Source organism: Burkholderia sp. RF7-non_BP4 (assembly GCF_001521935.1).
Classification (GTDB): domain Bacteria; phylum Pseudomonadota; class Gammaproteobacteria; order Burkholderiales; family Burkholderiaceae; genus Burkholderia; species Burkholderia diffusa.
In genome coordinates, this window is the sequence record NZ_LOTA01000010.1 from 616316 (window position 1) to 636912 (window position 20597).

The 20597-nt window shown below is 68.9% G+C and carries 7 protein-coding genes; 3 read left to right on the forward strand and 4 right to left on the reverse strand.

The window, feature by feature from the left end:
- Positions 1-4: 4 nt before the first annotated feature.
- Positions 5-12343, reverse strand: coding sequence for an LWXIA domain-containing protein (locus tag WS49_RS06465; RefSeq protein ID WP_059525514.1), 12339 nt, complete (start codon positions 12341-12343; stop codon positions 5-7).
- A gap of 565 nt (positions 12344-12908) precedes the next feature.
- On the opposite strand from WS49_RS06465, the gene WS49_RS06470 reads away from it, so the two are divergent.
- The 3 genes from WS49_RS06470 to WS49_RS35540 all read left to right on the forward strand — a co-directional run bounded on the left by WS49_RS06470 (position 12909) and on the right by WS49_RS35540 (position 15388).
- Complete coding sequence (locus WS49_RS06470; protein ID WP_059525516.1) at positions 12909-14165, forward strand: porin; 1257 nt, start codon at positions 12909-12911, stop codon at positions 14163-14165.
- A gap of 331 nt (positions 14166-14496) precedes the next feature.
- Positions 14497-14988, forward strand: a complete 492-nt coding sequence (pal, locus tag WS49_RS06475; protein ID WP_059525518.1) for a peptidoglycan-associated lipoprotein Pal — start codon at positions 14497-14499, stop codon at positions 14986-14988.
- Between the two features lie 229 nt (positions 14989-15217).
- The gene (locus tag WS49_RS35540) at positions 15218-15388 is read left to right on the forward strand and encodes a hypothetical protein (protein ID WP_175906937.1); all 171 of its coding nucleotides are present in this window, start codon (positions 15218-15220) and stop codon (positions 15386-15388) included.
- Positions 15389-15480: 92 nt separating this feature from the next.
- Here the strand turns inward: WS49_RS35540 and WS49_RS06480 are convergent, their stop codons facing one another.
- From WS49_RS06480 to WS49_RS06490, 3 genes are read right to left on the reverse strand one after another with little or no spacing between them, the layout of a single operon-like run.
- The gene (locus WS49_RS06480) at positions 15481-16743 is read right to left on the reverse strand and encodes a cytochrome c (RefSeq protein WP_059525520.1); all 1263 of its coding nucleotides are present in this window, start codon (positions 16741-16743) and stop codon (positions 15481-15483) included.
- A complete protein-coding gene (locus tag WS49_RS06485; RefSeq protein WP_059525522.1) occupies positions 16740-17426 on the reverse strand; it encodes a (2Fe-2S)-binding protein in 687 nt (228 codons plus the stop codon). Before WS49_RS06485 ends, WS49_RS06480 begins: the two co-directional genes overlap by 4 nt.
- Positions 17423-20299, reverse strand: coding sequence for a xanthine dehydrogenase family protein molybdopterin-binding subunit (locus WS49_RS06490; protein ID WP_059525525.1), 2877 nt, complete (start codon positions 20297-20299; stop codon positions 17423-17425). The genes WS49_RS06485 and WS49_RS06490 overlap by 4 nt, the downstream gene beginning before the upstream one ends.
- Positions 20300-20597 lie beyond the last annotated feature (298 nt).

The window sequence follows — 20597 nt, forward strand, 5'->3', positions numbered from 1 at the left end:
CCCTTCACCCGACAATCACCTGCTGCCCCGGATTGATCTCCCCCGGATTGCTTGCCAGGTTCCGGTTGAGCTGCAGGATCTCGTTCAACGCGACGTTGATCCGCTGACCGTCCGACATCCGCTGCTGTTCGTCGGCCGGTATGCGAGCGGCCGCAAGCAACGATCCTTCGTGAGTTTCCGCAATGGTCCACAACGAATCGCCGGCGACGACGTTCACCGTCAGCGGTGTTGGCGTCGGGCTCGGCGAACCCGTCGACGGCTGCGCCGGTGAGGACGGTGTCCCCGACGGCTGCGCATTCGGCGTCGATGACGCGGACGGACTCGGCTGAGCCGCCGGCGCCGTCGTCGCCCCGGGCGTCGGTGAGAGCGAGGCCCCGGGCGTCGGCGTCGTGCTGCTGGAACCCGAAGGCGTCGGCGACGGACCGGAACCAGGATGCTTGTTCTTATCGTCCGATCCCGTCCACGCCGAGATCACGCCGTACCCCTGCATGATCCCGAAGATCGCCACCGGGAACAGCGCGATGCCGGTCGGCAAGCGCGCGAGCCACGGCGTGGCATTCGGGAATTGCGTATGCAGACGCCCGGCGCCCAGCAACGCACCGGACATTGCACCGAGCATGCCGGTCATCCCCTCGCCGAATGTATGCGCGGCCATTGCGCCGTGAATACCGCTTGCCAGACCAACGGCCGATGTCACATAGTCGCCGGTCGCGCTCGCGATCCGCGCCAGCTGACTGCGATTCTCCGCATTCACGCCGCGCGAACCACCCTTGTAGACGATACCGGTAGAGATGGCGCTGATGATCCCGCCCAAGGCCTGCCCGCCGGCCAGCCCGTCGCCATGGAGGAACTTGGCGCCGTTGATCGTGATCGAGCCGCCGTACCCTCCCAGGGCGAGCAGCCGCCCGACTCGGCCGACCGAGTGCCGCGGGCTGCCATGGTGCAGCAGTTTCAGCGACGTCCCGCCGACCACGCCCTGCATCTGCGCGAGCATGTCGGCAGCGATCGCCTGCGTGTGCGTCGCGGTTTCGTCGAACGACAGCGTCCCGTCCTCGTTGAGCGCGCGCAGCTGCGCGGCGGCGGCCTTGCCTTCGTGTGCAATCTGTTCGAGCTGCGTGCCGCGCGCGGCGGCGTCGAACCCGTTCGCCTTGAGTTGCTTCTGCAGCCCGCGCACGAGGCGGTCGACGGCCCGATCGAACGCGCGCGGATCGCCGTTCTTCAGGCTGGCGACCGCGCCGTGATGCAGCGCCTGGAACACGCGACCGACCCGCAGGCCGGCGTACAGCGAATTCGTCGCGGTGCCCACGAACTCGTTGCCCGTCGCGACGAGCGCACCCGCGGCGGTCCCGCCGGTCAGCGTGGCCGTGGTCATTTCGCCGGCAATCCGCCGTCGCGACGGCGGGCGTCGGGTCGTGCCGATCGGCTCGTCGTGCACGCGCAGTGCGTGCAGCTCCGCCTGCGCGCGCTTCGCGTCGGGAATCTCGACCTTGGCGAGCTGTGCGGTCTCCCGCCGGCTTGTACCGATCGGCTTGGTGCCATCGTTGATCAGCGCGGGATCGCGCACGACCGCGCGCCAGTGTTCGGCCGGGTCCGCGGCGGATGGCTGCGCGCGCGTGGTCACGCGGTCGGGCACGCTGTCGCCGTATTGCTTCAGCCAGCGTGCGGCGAACGTGCGCGCGCCCTTCTCCGTCTTGTTGCCGGGCCCGTTGCCGTCGCCCTTCCAGTGTTCGGTCGCATGCTCGATCGTCGCCTTGCGCGCCTGGTTCAGCCACACGGTCGTGTTGCCTTCGTAGAGCTTCTTGCGCAGCGCGGCCACTTCGGCGGGCGTCATCCCTTGCGCGGCACCGATCCGCTCGACCTCCGCGAACAGCAGCTGATGCTGGTTCGCCAGCGTCTGCCGGTCGACGCGCTCGAACACGCGCGTGAGCGCATCGGCACCGTGCAGGCGATCGATGATTTCCGGTCGCGCGCGGTTCTCGACGATCAGTTTCGCGAGCGCGCCGGTCAGGTCCTGGTTGCCGATGAAGTCGGCGCCGTGCGTGCCGAGCGACAGCCCGACGTGGACCCATTCGAGCCCCTCGCGCTCGAGCACGGCGCGCAACAGCTTCTCGTGCCCTGCGCCCGGCACCGATTCGGGCACCGCGTCCCAGCCGTGAAACGTGACCATCACATTGGGCGCCGTCGTGTCGGGATGTTCGTTCGACCATTTCTCGAGCGCCGTCATGACGCGCACGTAGTCGTGGTATGCGTCGTTGGTGCCCGACTGGTACCGGTAGTCGGTGCCGGACACGAGCGCGCGCGACGGCGCCGTTTCGAGTCGGATCGCGAAGCCGGTGCGCGCCGCCTCGTCGAGCCAGCGATTCAGGTGTGCGAGGTGATCGAGCGCGAGCGCCGTCCCGTCCGTGCCGGGCGCCGGATGAATCATCCCGTTCTCGCCGTCGAACACGGCGTGCTTCTGGTCGCCGAGCGCCTTCACCGCGCGCAGGAAATCCGGATCGTGCGCCTTGCCGAGCACGGCCGCGAGCAGATGCGGATCGACCACGAGCGTGACGACCGGCGTCACACCGCCGTATTGCTCGACGATCTTGCGCATCAGCGCCGGATCGTCGCTCAGCGACAGCGAACGTGCCATCGGCACCATGCGGTCCTGCAACGCTTCGCTCGAGCGCGTGAAGAAATACCGGATCCGCTGATCGGCGACGGTGGCCGCGCCCAAGCGCCGGGTGCGCGCGCGCAGCTTGCCCGGCACCGGCAGGAAGCGCGACGCCGATGTCGACACGTCGCGCCCGACATACAGCTTGTTGAGCAGCGTGCGCCACATGCCCGGATCGACCATCACGGCCTGCGGCTCGCCCTTCAGCACGAGATTCACGTTGCCGGCGCGCTGCGCCTGCTTGTTGTAGGCCTCGATCTGATCGTGCGTCGCGAAATAGTGCTCGGTCTTCGCGGCACCGTTGCGCAGGTTGAACGCGACGACGGTCGACGACGACAGCCCGGGCTGGTACGGCTCGATCGACAGCGGCGCGGGTGCGGTGCCGCTGCGCCGCAAGCGCTGCAAGTCGTTCAGCACCTCGTTGTAACCGTGCCGCGTCCGGGCCGCGAGCGCCCTGAACGGCGCCGAATGCTGGCCACGCGCTTCCGCGTCGGTCAACTGCTCGCGCAGCGCCTTCGCGCGCGCCTCGAGCGCCGCGACACGCGTCGGCCGCGCACTCCGCATGAACGCGCGCGGCGGCAGTTGCGTGAGCAGGAAATGCACGTCCGTGCCGAACCGGTCGTTGCCGATCGGCATTTCGTCGAGCGGCACGCCCTGATGATTCGGGTTGTTGGCGTGCCGGACCGCGTCGAACCACCGCATCTCGCCGTTGCGCGCGGCGATCACGCCGACCGGATCGTCGAGCGCCTCGGCCACGGCGCCGTCCGTCCTGAACACGTAGATCACGTGCTGGTTGCCGTCGACCGCACCGTTCCGGATCGCGGTCAGCAGGTGCGGCACGCTGTTGCCGCTGAAATCGACCGCGTTGAGCGCGGATGTGCTCGACGGCAGCAAATGCGGATCGACCGGCGGCCGCGTTGCCGTGTTGCTTTCACTCCCCTGCTCCGCCTGTGTGAGCGGCCGGCGAAGCGGCACCTTCGACTGGAAAAGATCGCCGAGCGAACGGTGCGGCGGTTTCTCTGCCGCGGTGGCTTCCTTCGCCGGCCGGAAGCCGCCGATTCGATCGACGGTTTCCGGCTTGACGTCGCTGACGACGAACCGGATGCCGCGTCGCGGTGAGCGCAGGACCGGAATGCCGCCCCTGCGCCGTCGCCGGAACACCGTGCGCAGATCCTGCTCGGGAATCTCGGTATCGCCGAGCGGCGCCTTCTCGTAGTACTTCCATTCGTGGTTCGTGTTGCGCTCCGCGTAGCCGAGCACCTTGCCCGTCTCGTCCTCGACCACGTGAATCCAGCGCTGCTCTCCCTCGACGGCACGCACGGCCTGACGCGGCCGCTTGAAACCCGGTGCGTCGTGCAGTTTCGCCACGTCCGCGGCGAGCGCGGTATCGACCGGATGCCCCGACGCGGTCACGGACCACGACGACTTGCCGTCCCGCGTCTCGATCTTCGACGCGCCGCCGAACTGCATCAGCTCGTCGTGCGCGACCGGCGACACGAAGAAATCGAACTGACGGCGCGCCGTGCGCCCGCTGCTGCCGGTCTTCACGAGCGCCTTGCGCAGCGCGCGCGGCACGCGCTTGCCGTCCAGCATCCGCACGGGGCCGAGCGCGCCGTGCTCGTCCGTCTCGAGCACCGCGACGAACGCCGGCGCCGCGTGTTCGGCGTCGGCGGCGGGCGCGTCGGTATGCTCGGTGATCAGCACGTGCGCGTTCGGGCCGAGCTGGCGCCCCAACCCGTCGAGCGTCGGCGCGTGCCGGCCGTCGACGCGCGTGAGCGTGCGCCGGCCGAGGCTGTCGAGCCACGTCGCGGCAACGGCCTGCGGATCGCTCGCTTCGGCCACCGCGGCGCCCTCCGGCACGGCCGGCGGGTTTGCATGACCGGATACGGCGGCAGGCGCCGCCGCGCCGGACGATTCGCCGGCCGTACCCGCAAGGCGGCCGGCCGCCGGCCCCGCGTGGCCGATCGTCGGCCAGGTCGGGCGGCCGTCGGTCGCCCCGACCGCACGCATGCCGCCCGCGTGGACGGCCGTATAGCCTTCCGGCAAGCCCGAGCGATCGATGCCGACGAGCCGGTACGACACCTCGCCGGTCGCCGCGTCGCGGGTGCGCACGACGTACATGTCGACGCCGGCCGGCTTGACCAGTTCGCCGCCATCGGGCGTGGTGATGCGCAGCGCGCGAGCCGGATCGTGGCCGAGCGCCGACAGCAGCACCACGTCGGTCGGTGCCGCGCCCTCGACCGCGGCGAGGTTCGCGGCTGCGCCGGCCGCGACGCGTTCCTGCGGCGTCAGGTCGCCCCGTGCGAACGCGGTGCCGTCCGGCAACGCGTCGGTTTGCACGTAGGCGTGGTTCCGGGGGCCGGTATGCGCGGCATCGATTGCCTGTCCGAGATCGTCGTGCGCGACCGTCCGCGCGCCTTCCGGCAACGCGAGCCGGGCATCGGCCGCCGAACGGGCCGGCGCGTGCGTGGCTGCGGTAGCCGGTGCATCGGGCACCGTGCCGCTGAACCGGAACCAGCCGTCCTCGGGATCGAGCGCGCCGAAATCGGTGCCGCTGCCGAGTTCGATGCTGCCGTCGTGCGTCACGAATTCCACGCGCAGGTGGGTCAGCCCGGCCGCGTCGAACGCCTGCATCACCCCGTCGATCACGCGGGTCGGCTCGGGGCCGTCGAGGAAGTAGCTCGGCCAGCGCTGGCTCACCGTGCCGCCGGGTTGCGTCACGCGCGCCGCGTCGCCGATCACGCCGGGCCGGTCGGCCAGCGCGGTGCGGAACGGATGATCGAGCGTGACCGATTCGAACGTGTCGTCCGGAATCGCGGTGAAATCGTAGTCGGGATCGGCAAACGTCGGATCGGCCACGCGCGGCACCGTCGGGCGCGGCGGCGGATCGCCGAGCGGGCGCGACGCGGTACGGGCGGTCGTCGCGGCCGGCTCCGCGTCGCGGCCAGCGGGGAGCGCCGGCCGGCCCGCGCGTGCCGGATCGCCGCGGAAGCTTTGCATCGGCAGCCGATCCTTGTCGACCTGGCCGGTCAGTCGCGTGCCGCGTACCGTGGTCGAACCGTCGGGCTCGACGAGCAGGATGTCCGGCGGCGCCCAGACCGATGTCGGCCGTCCGGTCAGCTCGGACAGGCGCTGCGCGAGTGCCGCCGCGAAGGTCGTGCTGGCCGCCCGTACTTGCCCGGGCGCGATGCGCAACGGATCGTGCTTGTTCGATCCGCCGAAGCACGAATACAGCGTGACGTCCTGCCCCGGTTCGAGACGCGGCGCCACGCGCTCGGCCACCTCGTCCGGCGTGAGCGGACGGCCTTCGGGGCCCAGCATCGCGTCCGCCGATATCCCGTGGCCGAACACGACGTGATGGCCGGGCGGCGACATCAGCCCGCGCGCGCCGATCGGATGGAGCGGATCGTCGGGCGGCATCAGCAGCGTATCGGCCGGACGCAGGAACTCGGGGTGTTGCGTCGCGTCGACGCCGGTCACGTCGTCGAACCCGGGCTGCAGCACCGACTGACCATGAACCGTCGTCGTGACGACGCCGTCGTTGGCGATCCGGCGGTCCGTATAGACGCGGCTGGTCTTCGGATAGATTTTCTGCGTTTTCCCCGACAGGCCGTCGTCGGCCTCGGCTTCGGCGACCTGCTCGACGCGCGCGGCCCATTCGTCCGCCGTGAAGATCTGCCCCGGCCCGACTTCGACGAGCGGAGTCGTCTCGTAGACGGGCGGTTCGCCGGGTTCCGCATCCGGAGCGAGCCGCGGATGCGCGGGCCCGCCCGGCGTCACGCCCCGGCGTCCGCCATCGCCTTGCGGACCGCCGACGCCGCGGCGGCCGCTGTCCGAGTCCGGATCGATCTGCGCGTCGATCGGCCGCACGGGCTCGACCGGTGCATCGCCATGCGCGGCCGTGCGCGCCGCCGGTTCGCCGCGCTGGGCGAACACCATCGGCGGATCGCTCGCGTCGGGCGCCTCGGGTAGATGCAGATAAAGCCGCGTCGCGACGTCGGGATCGTTTGCCGGCAGGATGATCTTGTCGTCGATCGGATGCAGTTCCAGCGCACCGGTGCCGCGCACGGAGTTGGACGTGATCGATGCGATCACGGGCACCTGCAGTTCGTACGCGAGCTCCTGCGCGAACGAATAACCGCCGGCGCCGAGATAGCAGCCCGTCAGCAGCACGCCGTTGCCTTCCGTATAGGCCGGATCGTCGAGCAGCTTGCGCGCGAATTGCCGCGGCGAAATCGTCTTGCCGCCTTCCGTGACGGCGGCCGCGCTGTCCAGCGTCACGTCGCGCGGCGCCGTGCCGTGCGACTCGGCGATGTCGAACCCCGACACCTTCAGGAACTGGCGTGCGGTCGCATGGCCAAGCAGGTTCACGATGCTCGAACCCGGCACGGGCCGCAGTTCCAGAGGATTGATCCGGACCGGCTGCGCGCCGCCCGGCGAAAACTTCCCGTTCACGTCGGGCTCGATCTCGAAGCGCGCAAGCCGGCGGCCCGGATTGGGGAGCGCGCGCCGCCATCCGGCCGCGTCGTCGTCGCCCAGTCGGCCGAATACCGGCGCCTGGATCAGATCCGCGAATTCCTGCAGCAACTCGGGATTGGCGCCGCTGTGCGGCCCCTCCAGCGCGATCGGCGTGCCCGGCGTATAGCCTTTCCACGCCAGCTCTTCCAGCGCATGCGTCATCTCGAGCGCGCTGGCCGACCGGCCGCTGCGCGGATTGATGATCGAGCCGCGCTTCGTCAGCAGGCGCCACACGTACACGCCGATCGGCACGCGCGCATCGCCCGTGGTGGCGCTGCCGCCCCACTGGTTCGATACCGGCCGCGGCGCGACGCTGCTCCAGTTGACCGGATGCGCCCCCTGGTCGATGACCGCCAGCGCCGGCGAGAACCGGTACGTACGCGGTTCGCCGCTGACCGAATGGTCCGGCACGCCGGCCTGATCGGGCGCGCCGGGCTCGATCAGGATACCGCCCGTATAGCCGGAGTCGGGGCTGCCGTCGGCCCGATAGCGCGGCGAACGCCATGCGACGAAACCGCTTGCGCCGTACACGTCCACGCCCAGCACGTTCGCGAGCAATTGCGCGAGCGGACTCACCCGCGTGCCGGCGCCGCACGCATAAAGAATGACCGGCGACTTGCCGTCCCAGCCGCTCTGGCGAATCAGCGCGGCCATGTCTTCGGCGCTCATCGCCTTGCCGGTCGCGCTCGCGAAGGCGTCGGCCCATGCATGCGCGTACACGGCGAAGTAGCCGGGCGGCACCGGCATCAACGGCCGCTCGCCCGCCGGCAGCCGGTTCTCGGGCTGGCTCGGGTTGTCCGAATAGATCGCGAGGTCGGCTTCGCGGCGCGGATACGCGGCCCACTGCGTTTCGCGCATGCCGAATGGCGCGTTGATCACGTCGACGCGCCGACCGCCCTCGTAGCGAATCAACGGCTTCTGCGGATCGAAGCCGCGCGGGTACACGACACGCAGCGTGCGGTCGTACGCATCGTTCATCGACAGCATGAACGCATCGCCGGCGTCGGTCAGCCCGACGTGGCCGACCACCGCTTCGGGCGGCACCGAGCCGTCCGCGGCGAGCGCCCCGTGATCGACCAGCGCGATCCGGTAGCGGCCGCCCGCCACGCCGTCGGCGCCGACCATCAGCGCGTCGTGATACGTCGTGTAGCGCGTCACGCCGATCGTGCCGCCTTCGTCGGGTGCAACCGCCGCCCGCGCCTTTGCATCGTCGGCCGCGTTCGCGCGCCGCTGGTCCGCCCGCGCCGCGCTCAGGTCGTCGACGATGTTGCCCTTTTCGGTCGCGGGCAGCCCGTGTTCCTCGGGGTTGCGTACGTTACCTTCCGGGTCCTCCAGCGCGTACACGTAGTACTCGACGTCCTCGAGCCGGTTGCCGCTCTCGATGATTCCACCGACCACCTCGCTCAGCATCGCCGGATCGGCCGCCACATGCGCGGGGATTTCCCAGGACGCAGGATGCGCGCCGTTTGCCGGCATGCCGGCCCTGGCCGTCGACGCGGCGTCGCCAGCCAGCGCATCGGCGACGGCCGGCGTCGCTTCGCCGTCGGGCGCGAGCCGCGGCACGATCGCGGCGTCGTCCGGCGTGCCCTGCATGCGGTGCGCGCGAAACCACGACGCGATACGCGCCCGCAGCCCCTTGTCGGCCGGCGCGACCGCGCCGCCGTCGTCGATCGGTTCGCCGAAGCTGTTCGCCTGCTCCTCCGCGTGCTGCCACGGATTGCCGATCTCGCCGACCGCGAGACGCTGGTTCGCCAGCCCGTTGCCGTACAACGTATCGACGACGTTGATCGCGACCGGCCGCGACATCGTCGACGGTGCGGGCGTCTTCGTGATCGCGCGAATCGGCCGCTCCATCAATGTGTGCGAGCCGAGCCCCATCTGCGCGATGCCGATGCCGAGGTTGAGCAATTGCTGCGCGCGATCGGAATCGGACATCGCGTCCCAGTTCTTGACCAGCGACACGCCCTGGTCGGCCATCTGGTAGCCGCCGATCACGCCGCCCGTGACATTGAATACGCCGGCGGTCTTGCCCGTCGTCTGCGCGAGCGACTGGAACGCGTCGGCTTCCTGCGTGAAACGGCCGAGGCCTGCCACGTCGGCCGCGGCGCCGTCGCCGCGCGATGCGACCGTCAACAGGTCGGAGACCCGCCCCGTCGTGCGCAGCAGCGACGATGCCTCCGCGAGCGACTTCGCCGCCACGCCGAGCCCGCCGCCGGCGATGCCCGCGCCGCTGCCGATCAGGCTGATCCAGTCGCCGCGCGCCTGTTCGTTGCCGAAGCCGATCGACTGGCCGTGATCGCTCAGGTTCTTCAGGTCGCCGATCGCGGCAGGCACGCCGACGGCCATGCCCGCGCCGACGGCCGTCCACGCGGCGCCGAGCATCAGGCCGCCGACCGGCGCCCCGATGCCGCTCGCGACCAGCACTACGCCGCCGGCCGCGGCAAGAATGCCGGCGCCCATTTCGAGGATGTGTTCGGCGTGCTGGTACCACTCCGTCTTGTGCGCGTCGATCGGCTGGTATTGCGAGAAACCGCCGGATGCCGGACCGTTCGTCAGGCTTTTCGGCACGTACAGCTTGCCGTCGTCGGACAGCGCGTTGTTGTGCTGGTAGTCGTCGACGGAGTCGTACTTCCAGCCGCGATCGTCGATCAGCTTGTACTGGTCCGGATGCCCCTCCACCTGCACCTTGAACAGCGCGCTCGGCGCGGTGCCGGTCCCCTTCGACACGTAGTAGATCGGCACCAGCGACACGACCGCGTGGTCGCCGCCGACCTTGCGGATCTGATCGACGACGGTCTGGATCATCTGCGTCGCGGCCGAATTCCTCGCGTACAGCGACTGACTGTTAACCGCCGTGCCGCTCGGCAACTGCCCGTTGCCGACGATCAGTTGCTCGAGCATCGCCATCGACGGCACGTCGTTCCGGTCGGTCGGCGTCACGCCCGGGTCGTCCGGCTGAATCCCGAGCCCGGCGCCGACGAAGTTCGTCATCTGATTGGAGCCGGTGGTGAACGTATAGGACTTGTCGTCGAAGTGCTTCTGGAAGTCGTCGAAATACGCCTTCAACTGCTTGTCCGGATCGGCCTGGAACAGCTTGTAGCTGGCGTTGGCGGTGTCCTTGTTCTGCTTGTCCTGGGCATTCTTCGTGCCCTGGTCGTAACGCAGCTGGAAGTCGTTCGCGAAGCCCGAACGGAACCGGTCGTCGTTCTGCATCTTCGACAGCAGCGCCTTCGACAACGTCGGGTCGACGCCCGACGACAGCGCCTGCCGCACACCGTCGAACCCGTAGCCGGCGTCGCCGCCGCGCAACGTATAGATCATCGTCTTCGCGTTGCCGTTGGCGTCGAGCAGCCAGCTCGCGACGTCGTCCTCGCGATGCACCGGCACGCCGCTCGCGGTCGGCTGCTGATCGGCGAGCCCGACCGCCGTGCTGAGGCCCTTGTAGAACTCGATGCCATCGCCGTATGGCTGCGGCCTGCCCGTGTTCGACTGCGTCCACTTGTTGCCGAAATCCTTCTCGACGGTATCGAGCACGACGCCCGCGAATTCCGGCGGCGCATTGGCGAGGATGTCCTGCATCCACTTGCCGGCCTTGTCGGCATTCATCCGGCCGTCGACACGTGCCTGCATGCTGGCCTGGTCCGTCGCTTGCGAATCGGGCTTCTGCATCAGCGGATCGATCTGCGAATGGATGAAGTTCGCGTTGAAATGCGGCTGGCCCGCCTGCGTCCACAGCGTCTGGCGTTCGTCCAGCGAGAACGACGCGTTCATGTTGGTCTTCAGCACCTGAAGCGCCGCGCCCGGATTGCTGCCCGGATTCTCCATCAGCCGCGCGACCTGCTGCTTCGTGTACTGCAGCCGCACCTCGGGCGCCGCCGCAAGCAGCGTCTGGATCTTCTGATAACCGGGATTGTTCTTGTCCGCTTGCGCCTTCGCCATCGCGTACGCAAACACGCCGCCCGCCTGGTTGATCTGCGCGTTCAGCGCGTTGGCGTCGGCGTCGCTCAGGCCGTCCGTGCCGACCTTGATACCCGTCAGCTTGACGAACGCCTCGGCGAGCGGATTCTGCTGAGCGAGGAGCTTCTCCTGCGACGACAGCTTCGGATCGTTCGGATCGACGGTCACACCCGTGTCCTGCATCAGCGCGAACGTGACCGGGTCGGACTGCGCGAGCTGTTTCATCTGCGGCGACAGCGACGGATCGTCGGGATTGATCGTCGCGATCGTGCGCTTGAGCTGGCTCTCCTCGCCCAGCGCGTCGACGAGGCCGGTGTACCACATGCCGTCGTGATTCTGCTTCACGGACGCGACGACCTGCTTCTGCTCGTCGGCCGTCACGTAGGTCAGCGCGGTGTCGTCGCCGCCCGTCACGACCTTGTCGTACTGGCTCTGCGCCTGAGACAACGCCTGCGTGATGTCGGCCTCGTCGGCGCGGCGCAATCCGCCGGGCTCCTTCTGCCACGCCGCATAGTCGGCCTTCGCGTCGTTCAGGCGCAGCGTCGCGGCCGACGTGCTGTACTCGTGGCGCAATGCGGTGGTGAGCGCCGTGTAGGCGTCGTTGGCGTTCGTGTCGGCCGTGGTGGCCGCCTGGCGCAATTGCGCGCCGGCGTCGGGATCGGCGCGCCGGATGCCGCCCGGCAACGCGTTGTAGCGCTGCACGTCGGCGTTCGCGTCCTGATCCTTCTGCATCGCCACCGCGAACTGGAACGCCTTCACGTTGGTCGCCCGCTCGGGCACGGATTCGGCCGACACCGCCTTCTGCGCATCGTCGAGCACCGAGCCGAGCACCGGATCGTTCGGCGACGCATTGCGCAGATCCGATGCCACGCCCGCGATCGCCTTGTTCGTGTCGCCGCCGCCGTCGGCCGCGACGCGCATCTGGTTCTCGACGGCCGCCTGCACCGAGCCCCATGCGGCTTCGGCCTTCTTCACCTGGTTGTCGAGATCGGCCTGCGACGCGCCCTGGTCGTGCAGACGCTTGAGCGCCGCCATTTCGGCCTGCGCGAGCTGCAGCAGGCGCTGCGTCTCGGCCTGCGCGGCCGCGAGGGCCTGCTGTTCCGGCGTCTGGGCCGGCGGAGCGCTGCCGGCCCCGTTCGTCGGTGCCGGATCGTCGTCATTCTGCGGCTGCGGCACGTTCACCGGTCCGCCCCCGCCCACAGCCATCAACACCATATCCGTTCTCCCGCGGCATGCGTGACGTGCCGGCACAGCGGCAGGCGGGCCACGCGCAATAGTCCATTGTGCAGAACGGCCGCGCGTGAAAAAGTCGCGCATTACGTAGTCGCCGGCCGGGTTGCGGCGGCACGGGAAGGCGCATGCTACGAACGCAATGAGCCCGATGCGGCGATTCGGCCCTTGCTGTTTTTGGCGGAAAATTTTGCTGGTCGCCGCGCGCGACGTCAGAAATACATGCCGCCTCCCACCGTAAACGCGGTAACGCACGACCTTGCGCGCTGCAACATCACGCGGACGGCTCCTGAAAATGCCGACGCTCACGCCGAACCGCCTCGTAAATGCCGAATCCTTCCGCACACGCGATGGTTCCATTCCGTGCCGATTCGACGAAAACACCCTGCGTCGAACCGCCGCGATTCCACGCGATTTCGCAGAGGACCTTTCCTGTGCAGCGCCTTAATCGACGGTCGCGCGATCTCCAATAATGGCCGCTCGATCCGTCGGCCGGCGCGCCGACGCGACCCACCGGCGATCGGGCCGGAGACCAACGATAAAAAATCCTATGCATTCCTATAAAACCATCCAGCCCGCCAACGCGCGCGTTGCCACGCCGCATGCCGTCCGCCGCGGCCGTCGTACCGGCACGCTCCCGGGGACCGTGCTCGCCGCCTGTGCGGCCGGCCTGATTCCGTGCGTCGCGCACGCGCAGAGCAACGTGACGCTGTACGGCCTGATCGATACGTCGATCACCTACGCGACCAACCAGCGTACGCAAGGCGCCGGTTCGCCCGGCAGCGGCAGCGTCGGGCTGACGAGCGGCGCGTTGAACGCGTCGCGCTGGGGGCTGCGCGGCCGCGAGGATCTCGGCGGCGGGATGGCGGCGGTCTTCACGCTCGAGAACGGCTTCTCGGGCACGACGGGCAAGCTGTCGCAGAAAGGCGTCGACATGTTCGGCCGTCAGGCGTGGCTTGGCGTAAGCTCGCGCACGGCCGGCACGCTCACGTTCGGCCGCCAGTACGACCTGATCCTCGATTTCGTGACGCCGCTCGGCGCGTCGGGCCCCGGATGGGGCGGCAACCTCGCGGTGCATCCGTACGACAACGACGACTCGAACCGCAACCTGCGCATCAACCACGCGGTGAAGTACACGAGCCCGACGTATCGCGGGCTGACGTTCGGCGCGATGTTCGGATTCTCGAACACGGCCGGCGCGTTCTCGAACAATGCCGTGTGGAGCGCGGGGCTCGGGTATGCGAACGGGCCGCTGAAGCTCGGCGCCGGCTACCTGAAGATCAGCCGCGACCGCAATGCGCCGAATCCGGACGGCGCATTGAGCACGGTCGACGGCTCGGCGACGATCACGGGCGGCAACCAGCAGATCTGGGCCATGGCCGGCCGCTATGCGTTCGGCCCGCATTCGGTCGGCGCCGCGTGGTCGCACTCGGCCACCGACGGCGTGAGCGGCGTGCTTCAGGGCAGCGGCATCACCCCGCTGAAGGGCGAATCGCTCGTCTTCGACAACTTCTCGGTCGATGGCCGCTACTTCGTCACGCCGGCATTCAGCGTGGCCGCCGCGTACACGTATACGATGGGCCGTTTCGACACGCGCACGGGCCAGACACGCCCGAAATGGAACCACGTGGTCACGCAGGCCGACTACGCGTTCTCGAAACGCACGGACGCGTATCTCGAAGCCGTCTATCAAAGCGTGAGCGGCGGCAACGGCAATCCCGCGTTCAACGCGACCGTCTGGACGATGACGCCTTCAGCCAACAGCAACCAGCTGGTGGTCGCGCTCGGGTTGCGGCACAAGTTCTGACGCCCCGCGATGCATGACACGCCCGCACCGGCATCGCACGTCACGCATCGCCGCGCATGCCGCGGTTTCCGCGCAAGCAAGAATGCGTCCTGCGTCGTTCCCGTGTGAAAAATGAGAGAAACTGGTCACGCTGTGACATTTTTCCTAATCTAGTTGCAGCGGCGCCGTGCTTCGGCGTTCCGGCCGAGACAATCTTTCATCTGGCGCATCGCCGGCTTACGAAAGCGCATCGCGCACGGAAGCCGGCACTTTCGCGCCGTCTCGCCGGATGCGTGACGCGGCAGTTCGCGCGCACCACGCTTTCCTCGCAGTCAACCGCAGGAGACGCACGATGAGCAAAACGAACCGATTGGCGGTCATGGCAGCCTTCGCGCTGCTGGCGGGTTGTCACCACGCGGCGAAAACGCCCGAGAATGCCGAGATGGCGCCGGCGCCATCGAGCGAAGCGGTCGCGACGGTGGCGGCCGACGATCTCAACAATCCGAACAGCCCGCTCGCGAAGCGCAGCGTCTACTTCGATTTCGACCAGTACTCCGTGAAGCCGGAATACCAGACGCTGCTGCAGGCGCACGCCGACTACCTGCGCAGCCACCCGTCGCGCCGCGTGCTGATCCAGGGCAACACCGACGAACGCGGGACGTCCGAATACAACCTCGCGCTCGGCCAACGCCGGTCGCAAGCGGTGATGAGCGCGCTCGAAACGCTGGGCGTGCAGGCTTCGCAACTCGAAGCGGTCAGCCTCGGCAAGGAAAAGCCCGTCGCGCTCGGTCACGACGAGGATTCGTGGGCGCAGAACCGCCGCGCCGATCTCGTCTATCGTTGACCGGAGGCCGCCGCGACGGCGGCATTCCGGCTACGCATCCCGTGACGTAGCGAATCTGCGGGGGGCGCGCCGCGCCCCGGCGGCGTGCGCGTGCGCCGCTCCGTTTCGCCTTGAGCCGAACGCAAAAAGCATGGAATAAACCGCCCGTCGGAAACGTTTCGTCATCGCGCGGTCGCCGGTTCACGCGAACCGCCCTGCCGCGCGGCCTTCTCGGCGAAAGGAGAGTGAAATGAGTTCCGCAAGATTGGCCGCGGCGCTGCTCGCGGCGCTGATGCTGGTGCTGTCGGCCGGATGTACGTCGTCGGGTGGCGGCATGTCGCAAGGCCCCGGCATGAGCCGGTATGGCGGCGCGGGCGGCAGCGGAGGTGGCGGTGGCGGCGGAGGGGGCGGCGGCTACTGAAGCGCCGCCGGAAAGACTCGAGCGGGGCGTCACGCACGCGCGCAGCCGGAAGCCGGCCGCCTCGCGCGCGACGCCCCGCTTCGTCGCACGACTTACCGACGCATGGCCTTCACGTCGGCCGGCGTGACGCTCGCGGGCTGGCCGCCCCACGTCGCGCGCAGGTAATTCGCGAGCTGTGCGAGTTCGTCGTCGCTCAGCGTGTGCGCGAAACCCGGCATCGGCTGGAGGTTCTCGAAGCCGGCGAACTTCTGCTCGTCGATGCCGTCGAGCATCGCGACCAGCAGGTTGCGCGCATCGCCCTGACGCAGCGTCGAATTGCCGTTCATCGGCACCGCCACGTGCGGCTTGCCTTCGCCGTCGAAACCGTGACAGCCCGCGCACACCGCGAGATACACCGAGCGGCCGGCCGCGAGCTGCGCGGCATCGGCCGACACCGGCTTCACGGGCTGCGGCGCCGGCGGCGTATCGCCGAGCAGGTACACGGACAGCGCGCGCAGATCGTCCTTCGTCATGTATTGCGTGCTCAGATGCACGACCGGATACATTTCGCCGAACGCCGAGCCTTGCGGCGCGATGCCGACGCCGAAGAACGTCTGCAGGTCGGTGCCTGTCCAGCCGCGCGCGGCGAGGCCGGCCGGCGTGATGTCCGGCGCGGCCACGCGGCCGAGCGCGGCGCCCGCGACCGGCTTCGCGCCGTCGAGCTGCCCCGTGAACGCACGCGGCGTGTGGCATTCCGCGCAGTGGCCGAGCGCGCCCGCCAGATAGCGGCCGCGCTGCCAGTCGGCGGACCGGCCGGTCGATGCGTCGGGCAGGCTGTCCTTCAGGAACACCATGTCCCAGAACACCATGCCGAAGCGCAGGTTGTACGGGAACTTGAGTTCGTGCGCGCGGTTTTCCTGCGCGACCGGCTTCACCGTCTTCAGGTAAGCGTACATCGCGTCGGTATCGGCGCGCGTGAGCTGCCGGTACGACGTGTATGGCATCGACGGATACAGACGCTTGCCCGGCGCCTTGCCGTCGTGCAGCGCGGCGTAGAAGTCGTCCGCGTTCCAGCCGCCGATCCCGTGATCCTTGTCGGGCGTGATGTTCGAACCGTAGAACGTGCCGAACGGCGATTCGAGCGGCGCACCGCCGGCGAACGGCGCGCCGTCCTTCGCGGTGTGGCACGCCGCGCAGTCCGCGGCCTTGACGAGATAGCGGCCGCGCGCGATCTGGTCGGCGCCGGGCGCGCCGGAAGCCGCGTTCGAAGCCGGCGCGTCATGGCCGCCGCAGGCGGCGAGCAGCAGCGCGCAGGCGGCCGCGAGTGCGGGCAGGCCCGCGGCCCGCACGGCACGATGGGCGAATGTGCGTTTCATGCGGCGTCCTTCACGAGTCCCGGCGTCGTCAAAATCACGTCCTTCACGGCTTCGTAGTAGCGGACGTAACCGGTGCAGCGGCAGATGTGCGCGTTCAGCGCGTCGGTGATCGTGCGCTCGACGTCGGCCTTCGCGACCGGCTCGCGCTTCAGGCGTTCGATCAGCACCGTCGCCGCGTTGACGAAGCCCGGCGTGCAGTAGCCGCACTGGAAGCTGAAGTGCTCGAGGAACTTCTGCTGGATCGGCGACAGCTCCACCACTTCGCCGGCTTCGTTGCGCTTCGCGTGGCCTTCGATCGTGCGGATCGAACGGCCGTGGAAAAAGTGCGCGCCGGTGATGCACGTGCGCATTTCCTCGCTCGTGCCGTCCGGCTTGTCGACGATCACGACGCACGCGTGGCAGATGCCCTGCCCGCAGCCGAGCCGCGAACCGGTGAGGCCCGCATACTCGTGCAGGAACTCGATCATCATCAGCCCTTCGGGCACCTGCATCGGGCCGACGGACTTGCCGTTGATGTTCACCGACAGCGGTTTCTGCTGAAAGCGGACGAGCGGACGCTCGACGGCGGCCGGTGCGGCAGCGGGTGCCGATGCCGGGGCGGCCGATGCCGCATTCGGCGCGGATGCGCCGGTCGCGGCCGCGCTGGCGCTCGCGGCCGACGCGGTGGTTTGGGCGGTCGTCATGCGAGCACCTCCTGAATCTTTTGCGGGGTCACCGGCAAGTCGGTGAAACGATGGCCGATCGCGTGCGAGATGCCGTTCACGATCGCGCCGACGACGGGAATCATCACCACCTCGGCGACACCCTTCGGCGGATCGGTCTCGGACAGCGGCGGCAGGATGTCGCCCGTCTGCGACCACACGGCGACGTCGGTCGCGCGCGGCAGCTGGTAGCGGTTGAAGTTCCACGTGCCGTTGCCGGGGCCGTCTTCGTAAAGCGGCAGGTATTCGTGCAGCGCATGGCCGATGCCCATCGCGAGGCCGCCCTGCAACTGGCCCGACACGAGTTGCGGCGAGATCTGGTTGCCGCACTCCATGATCGAGTGATGCGTGAGCAGCTCGACCTTGCCGGTCGCTTCGTGCACGGCCAGCTCGACGAGCGTGCCGACCGCCGTGTAGTACGTGACGGCCGCGTTGTTGCGGCTCGTCGGCGGGATGAACACGCGCTTGCGGTCCAGCACGCGATAGCCGTTCGCGGTCGGCGCCAGCGTGCCGTGCATCGCGGTCGCGCCGGCCGGCGCGGCGGTGCCCGGCATCGGGCCGTCGTCGCCGGTCTTCGGCGCGCCGACCCGCAGCGACAACCCGTCGATCGGCAGACGATCGACCGCGCCGCCCACGTCGAACTCGGCGTCGGTCCATTGCCAGCGGTTGAACACGTGCACGACGGCGCCGGTCGGCAGTCCGAGCGCATGCGCCTGCTTCGCGAGCTGCTCGAACGTCAGCGGCTCGAGGCCGTCGGCGGTCAGCTTGCCGTCGACCCAGCGCGCGTCCTCGATGCGGATCGTGTACGGCGCGGCCTGGCCGCCGCCGAGGCCGCGCGTCCAGATCGACATCGCGGCCGGCCACAGCCCGTAGCGGAACACCGCGCGCGCGGCTTCGCGCGTGCTGTGCGTGAAGTAGTACGCGGAGTTCGTCGCGCTCGACGGCGACGCATAGCCCGGCGACCAGCGCGGATTCGCGCTCAGCCGGTCCTGGTCGGCCTGCGACATCAGGTACGGATCGCCGCTCGTCTCGACCGGCAGATCGGGCCATTCGGTCACGGCAACGCGCACCTCGGTCGCCGGGCGGCCGAGCCACTTCGCGACCGCGACGGCCTGCGACGTCGACATCCCCGTGCCGATCTCGGCCGCCGTGTGATGTAGCGACACCTTGCCGTTCTCGTCGAATTCGACCTTCGCGAACGATGCCTCGGCGCCCGTGCCGAAATCCTTCTGCACGCACGCGAAGCCGACGCCGTAGCGCTTGCCCGGGTTCGCCGCCTCGAATTCGGCCTTGCGCGCCGCACGGCGCGTCCACAGCGGATGCTGCCTCGCGCGCTCCAGCACTTCGTCGACGCGCAGCGCGCCGGCGGGAATCGCGCCCTGCGTGTTCTTCATCCCCGAACGCAGCGCGTTGCGCAGGCGAAACTCGATCGGATCGAGGTTCAGTTGCGCGGCGATCTCGTCGACCGCCATCTCGGTCGCGGCCATGCTCTGCAGCGTGCCGTAGCCGCGCGCGGAGCCGGCGTCGATCGCGCGCGACGCGATCGCGACCGCAGCCAGGTCGCTCTTCGGGAAGTAGTAGATCGATTGCGCGGCCGTCGCGCCGACCATCGCCACGGACGGCGAAAAGTTCGAGCGCCCGCCGCCGTTCGCCTCGAAGTCGCCCTTGAACGACTGCATGAGGCCCGTGTTGCGATCGACCGCGATCCGGTAATGCATCTTGAACGCGTGGCGCTTCAGCGACGTCTGGAACTGCTCGTAGCGGTCGTTCGCGAACCGCACCGGGCGGCCGTCCGCGTACAGCGCGCAGACGAGGCCGTAGAACGGCACGTTGCAATGATCCTTCGAGCCGTAGCCGACCGTGTAGCACGGATGCACGAACAGCTTCTTCACCGGGAAGCGGCATTTCGCGACCATCGCGGCCGCGTTCTCCGCCACTTCGAGCGGCGACTGGGTCGGCACGACGAGGTGCATCGACTGCGTCGCGGCGTCGTACCAGCAGTTCGCGTTGTCGGGTTCGAGCGCGGCGGTATCGACCGACTGCGTGCTGTACTCGCGATCGAACACGAACCAGTCGGCCGACGGACGATCGAGCTCGGCGGCGATCTGGCCGGCCAGGAACATCCCCTGCTCGTCGAGCCTGCCGTGCTCCTTGCCGTCCGGCCAGACCGGCAGGTGCTTGCGCATCATGCTCGGGAAGATCGGCGCGTCCTTCAGGCTCGAATAGACATCGTCGTCGTAAGCCGTCTTGCCGCCCACCCGCACGTAGCGGAACGTGCCCCACGGATCGCGCTCGAGCGGGCCCGTGACCGCGCCGTAGCGGATCACGTCGTCGCGGAACTTGAGCGCGTTCTTCGCGAAGCGGAAGCGCGCGAAGTCGTGATAGATGAGGATCGCGACCGCATGGCCGAGATACGCGGGGGTCTTGCCGGCGGGCAACAGCATGTCGTCGCCGTAGAACGTCGGGAACGCGACGCCGTCGCGTGCGAGATCGTCGGCCGTGACCACGCGGTCCGGCTTCAGTTCGTCGCCGAGCAGCGACAGGTCGAAGCCCTCGTAGATGCGGTCGGCCTGCGTGGCGCGGAGGATCAGCGCGTGCGACTGCTGCTGCGGCCAGTGCGGCATGTCGGCTGCGCGCACGTCACGGGCGAACACTTTCGAGCCCGTGACCTTCGCGATGCCGTCGATGCGGAATTGGGGGATGCCGGTGATGCTATCCCATTTGACGGGGGTGAGGAGTTTTTCTTCGAAGAGCGCCGCGAACGCGCGGCTGCCGATGGGCGCGACGTAGACCGCGACGCCCGCCAGCACGCTGGCTTTCAGAAAACCCCGCCGTGACAGGCCGTGGTTTTTCATGTGGGGGGGAACCTCCTGATGCGGCTCGGACGGCGATCGGGTGTCGCGGCGTTCGGAGCGGCGCGCATTCTGGCATTGTTTTCGATATATCGCCTATAGTATTTCCCGCATGAATTACTTATTGAATTTCTTATAACGAGATTCAGACGGGCTGCGGCGTCCGGTCGCGGGCGACACACGGGCGCGATTGGGCGGTGTCACGGCGGGCGCATCGATCGCCATGGGCTGATCGCCGCCATGCGCGGCGTGCTGAAACCGGTCCGCGGGCGGCTGCCCGAGATCGTCCCGCGGGCAACGA

Coding starts and splice junctions, on each gene's coding strand:
- WS49_RS06465 (WP_059525514.1), bottom strand. CDS start 12,343: ATGGTGTTGATGGCTGTGGGCGGGGGCGGACCGGTGAACGTGCCGCAG.
- WS49_RS06490 (WP_059525525.1), bottom strand. CDS start 20,299: ATGAAAAACCACGGCCTGTCACGGCGGGGTTTTCTGAAAGCCAGCGTG.
- WS49_RS06485 (WP_059525522.1), bottom strand. CDS start 17,426: ATGACGACCGCCCAAACCACCGCGTCGGCCGCGAGCGCCAGCGCGGCC.
- WS49_RS06480 (WP_059525520.1), bottom strand. CDS start 16,743: ATGAAACGCACATTCGCCCATCGTGCCGTGCGGGCCGCGGGCCTGCCC.
- WS49_RS35540 (WP_175906937.1), top strand. CDS start 15,218: ATGAGTTCCGCAAGATTGGCCGCGGCGCTGCTCGCGGCGCTGATGCTG.
- WS49_RS06470 (WP_059525516.1), top strand. CDS start 12,909: ATGCATTCCTATAAAACCATCCAGCCCGCCAACGCGCGCGTTGCCACG.
- pal (WP_059525518.1), top strand. CDS start 14,497: ATGAGCAAAACGAACCGATTGGCGGTCATGGCAGCCTTCGCGCTGCTG.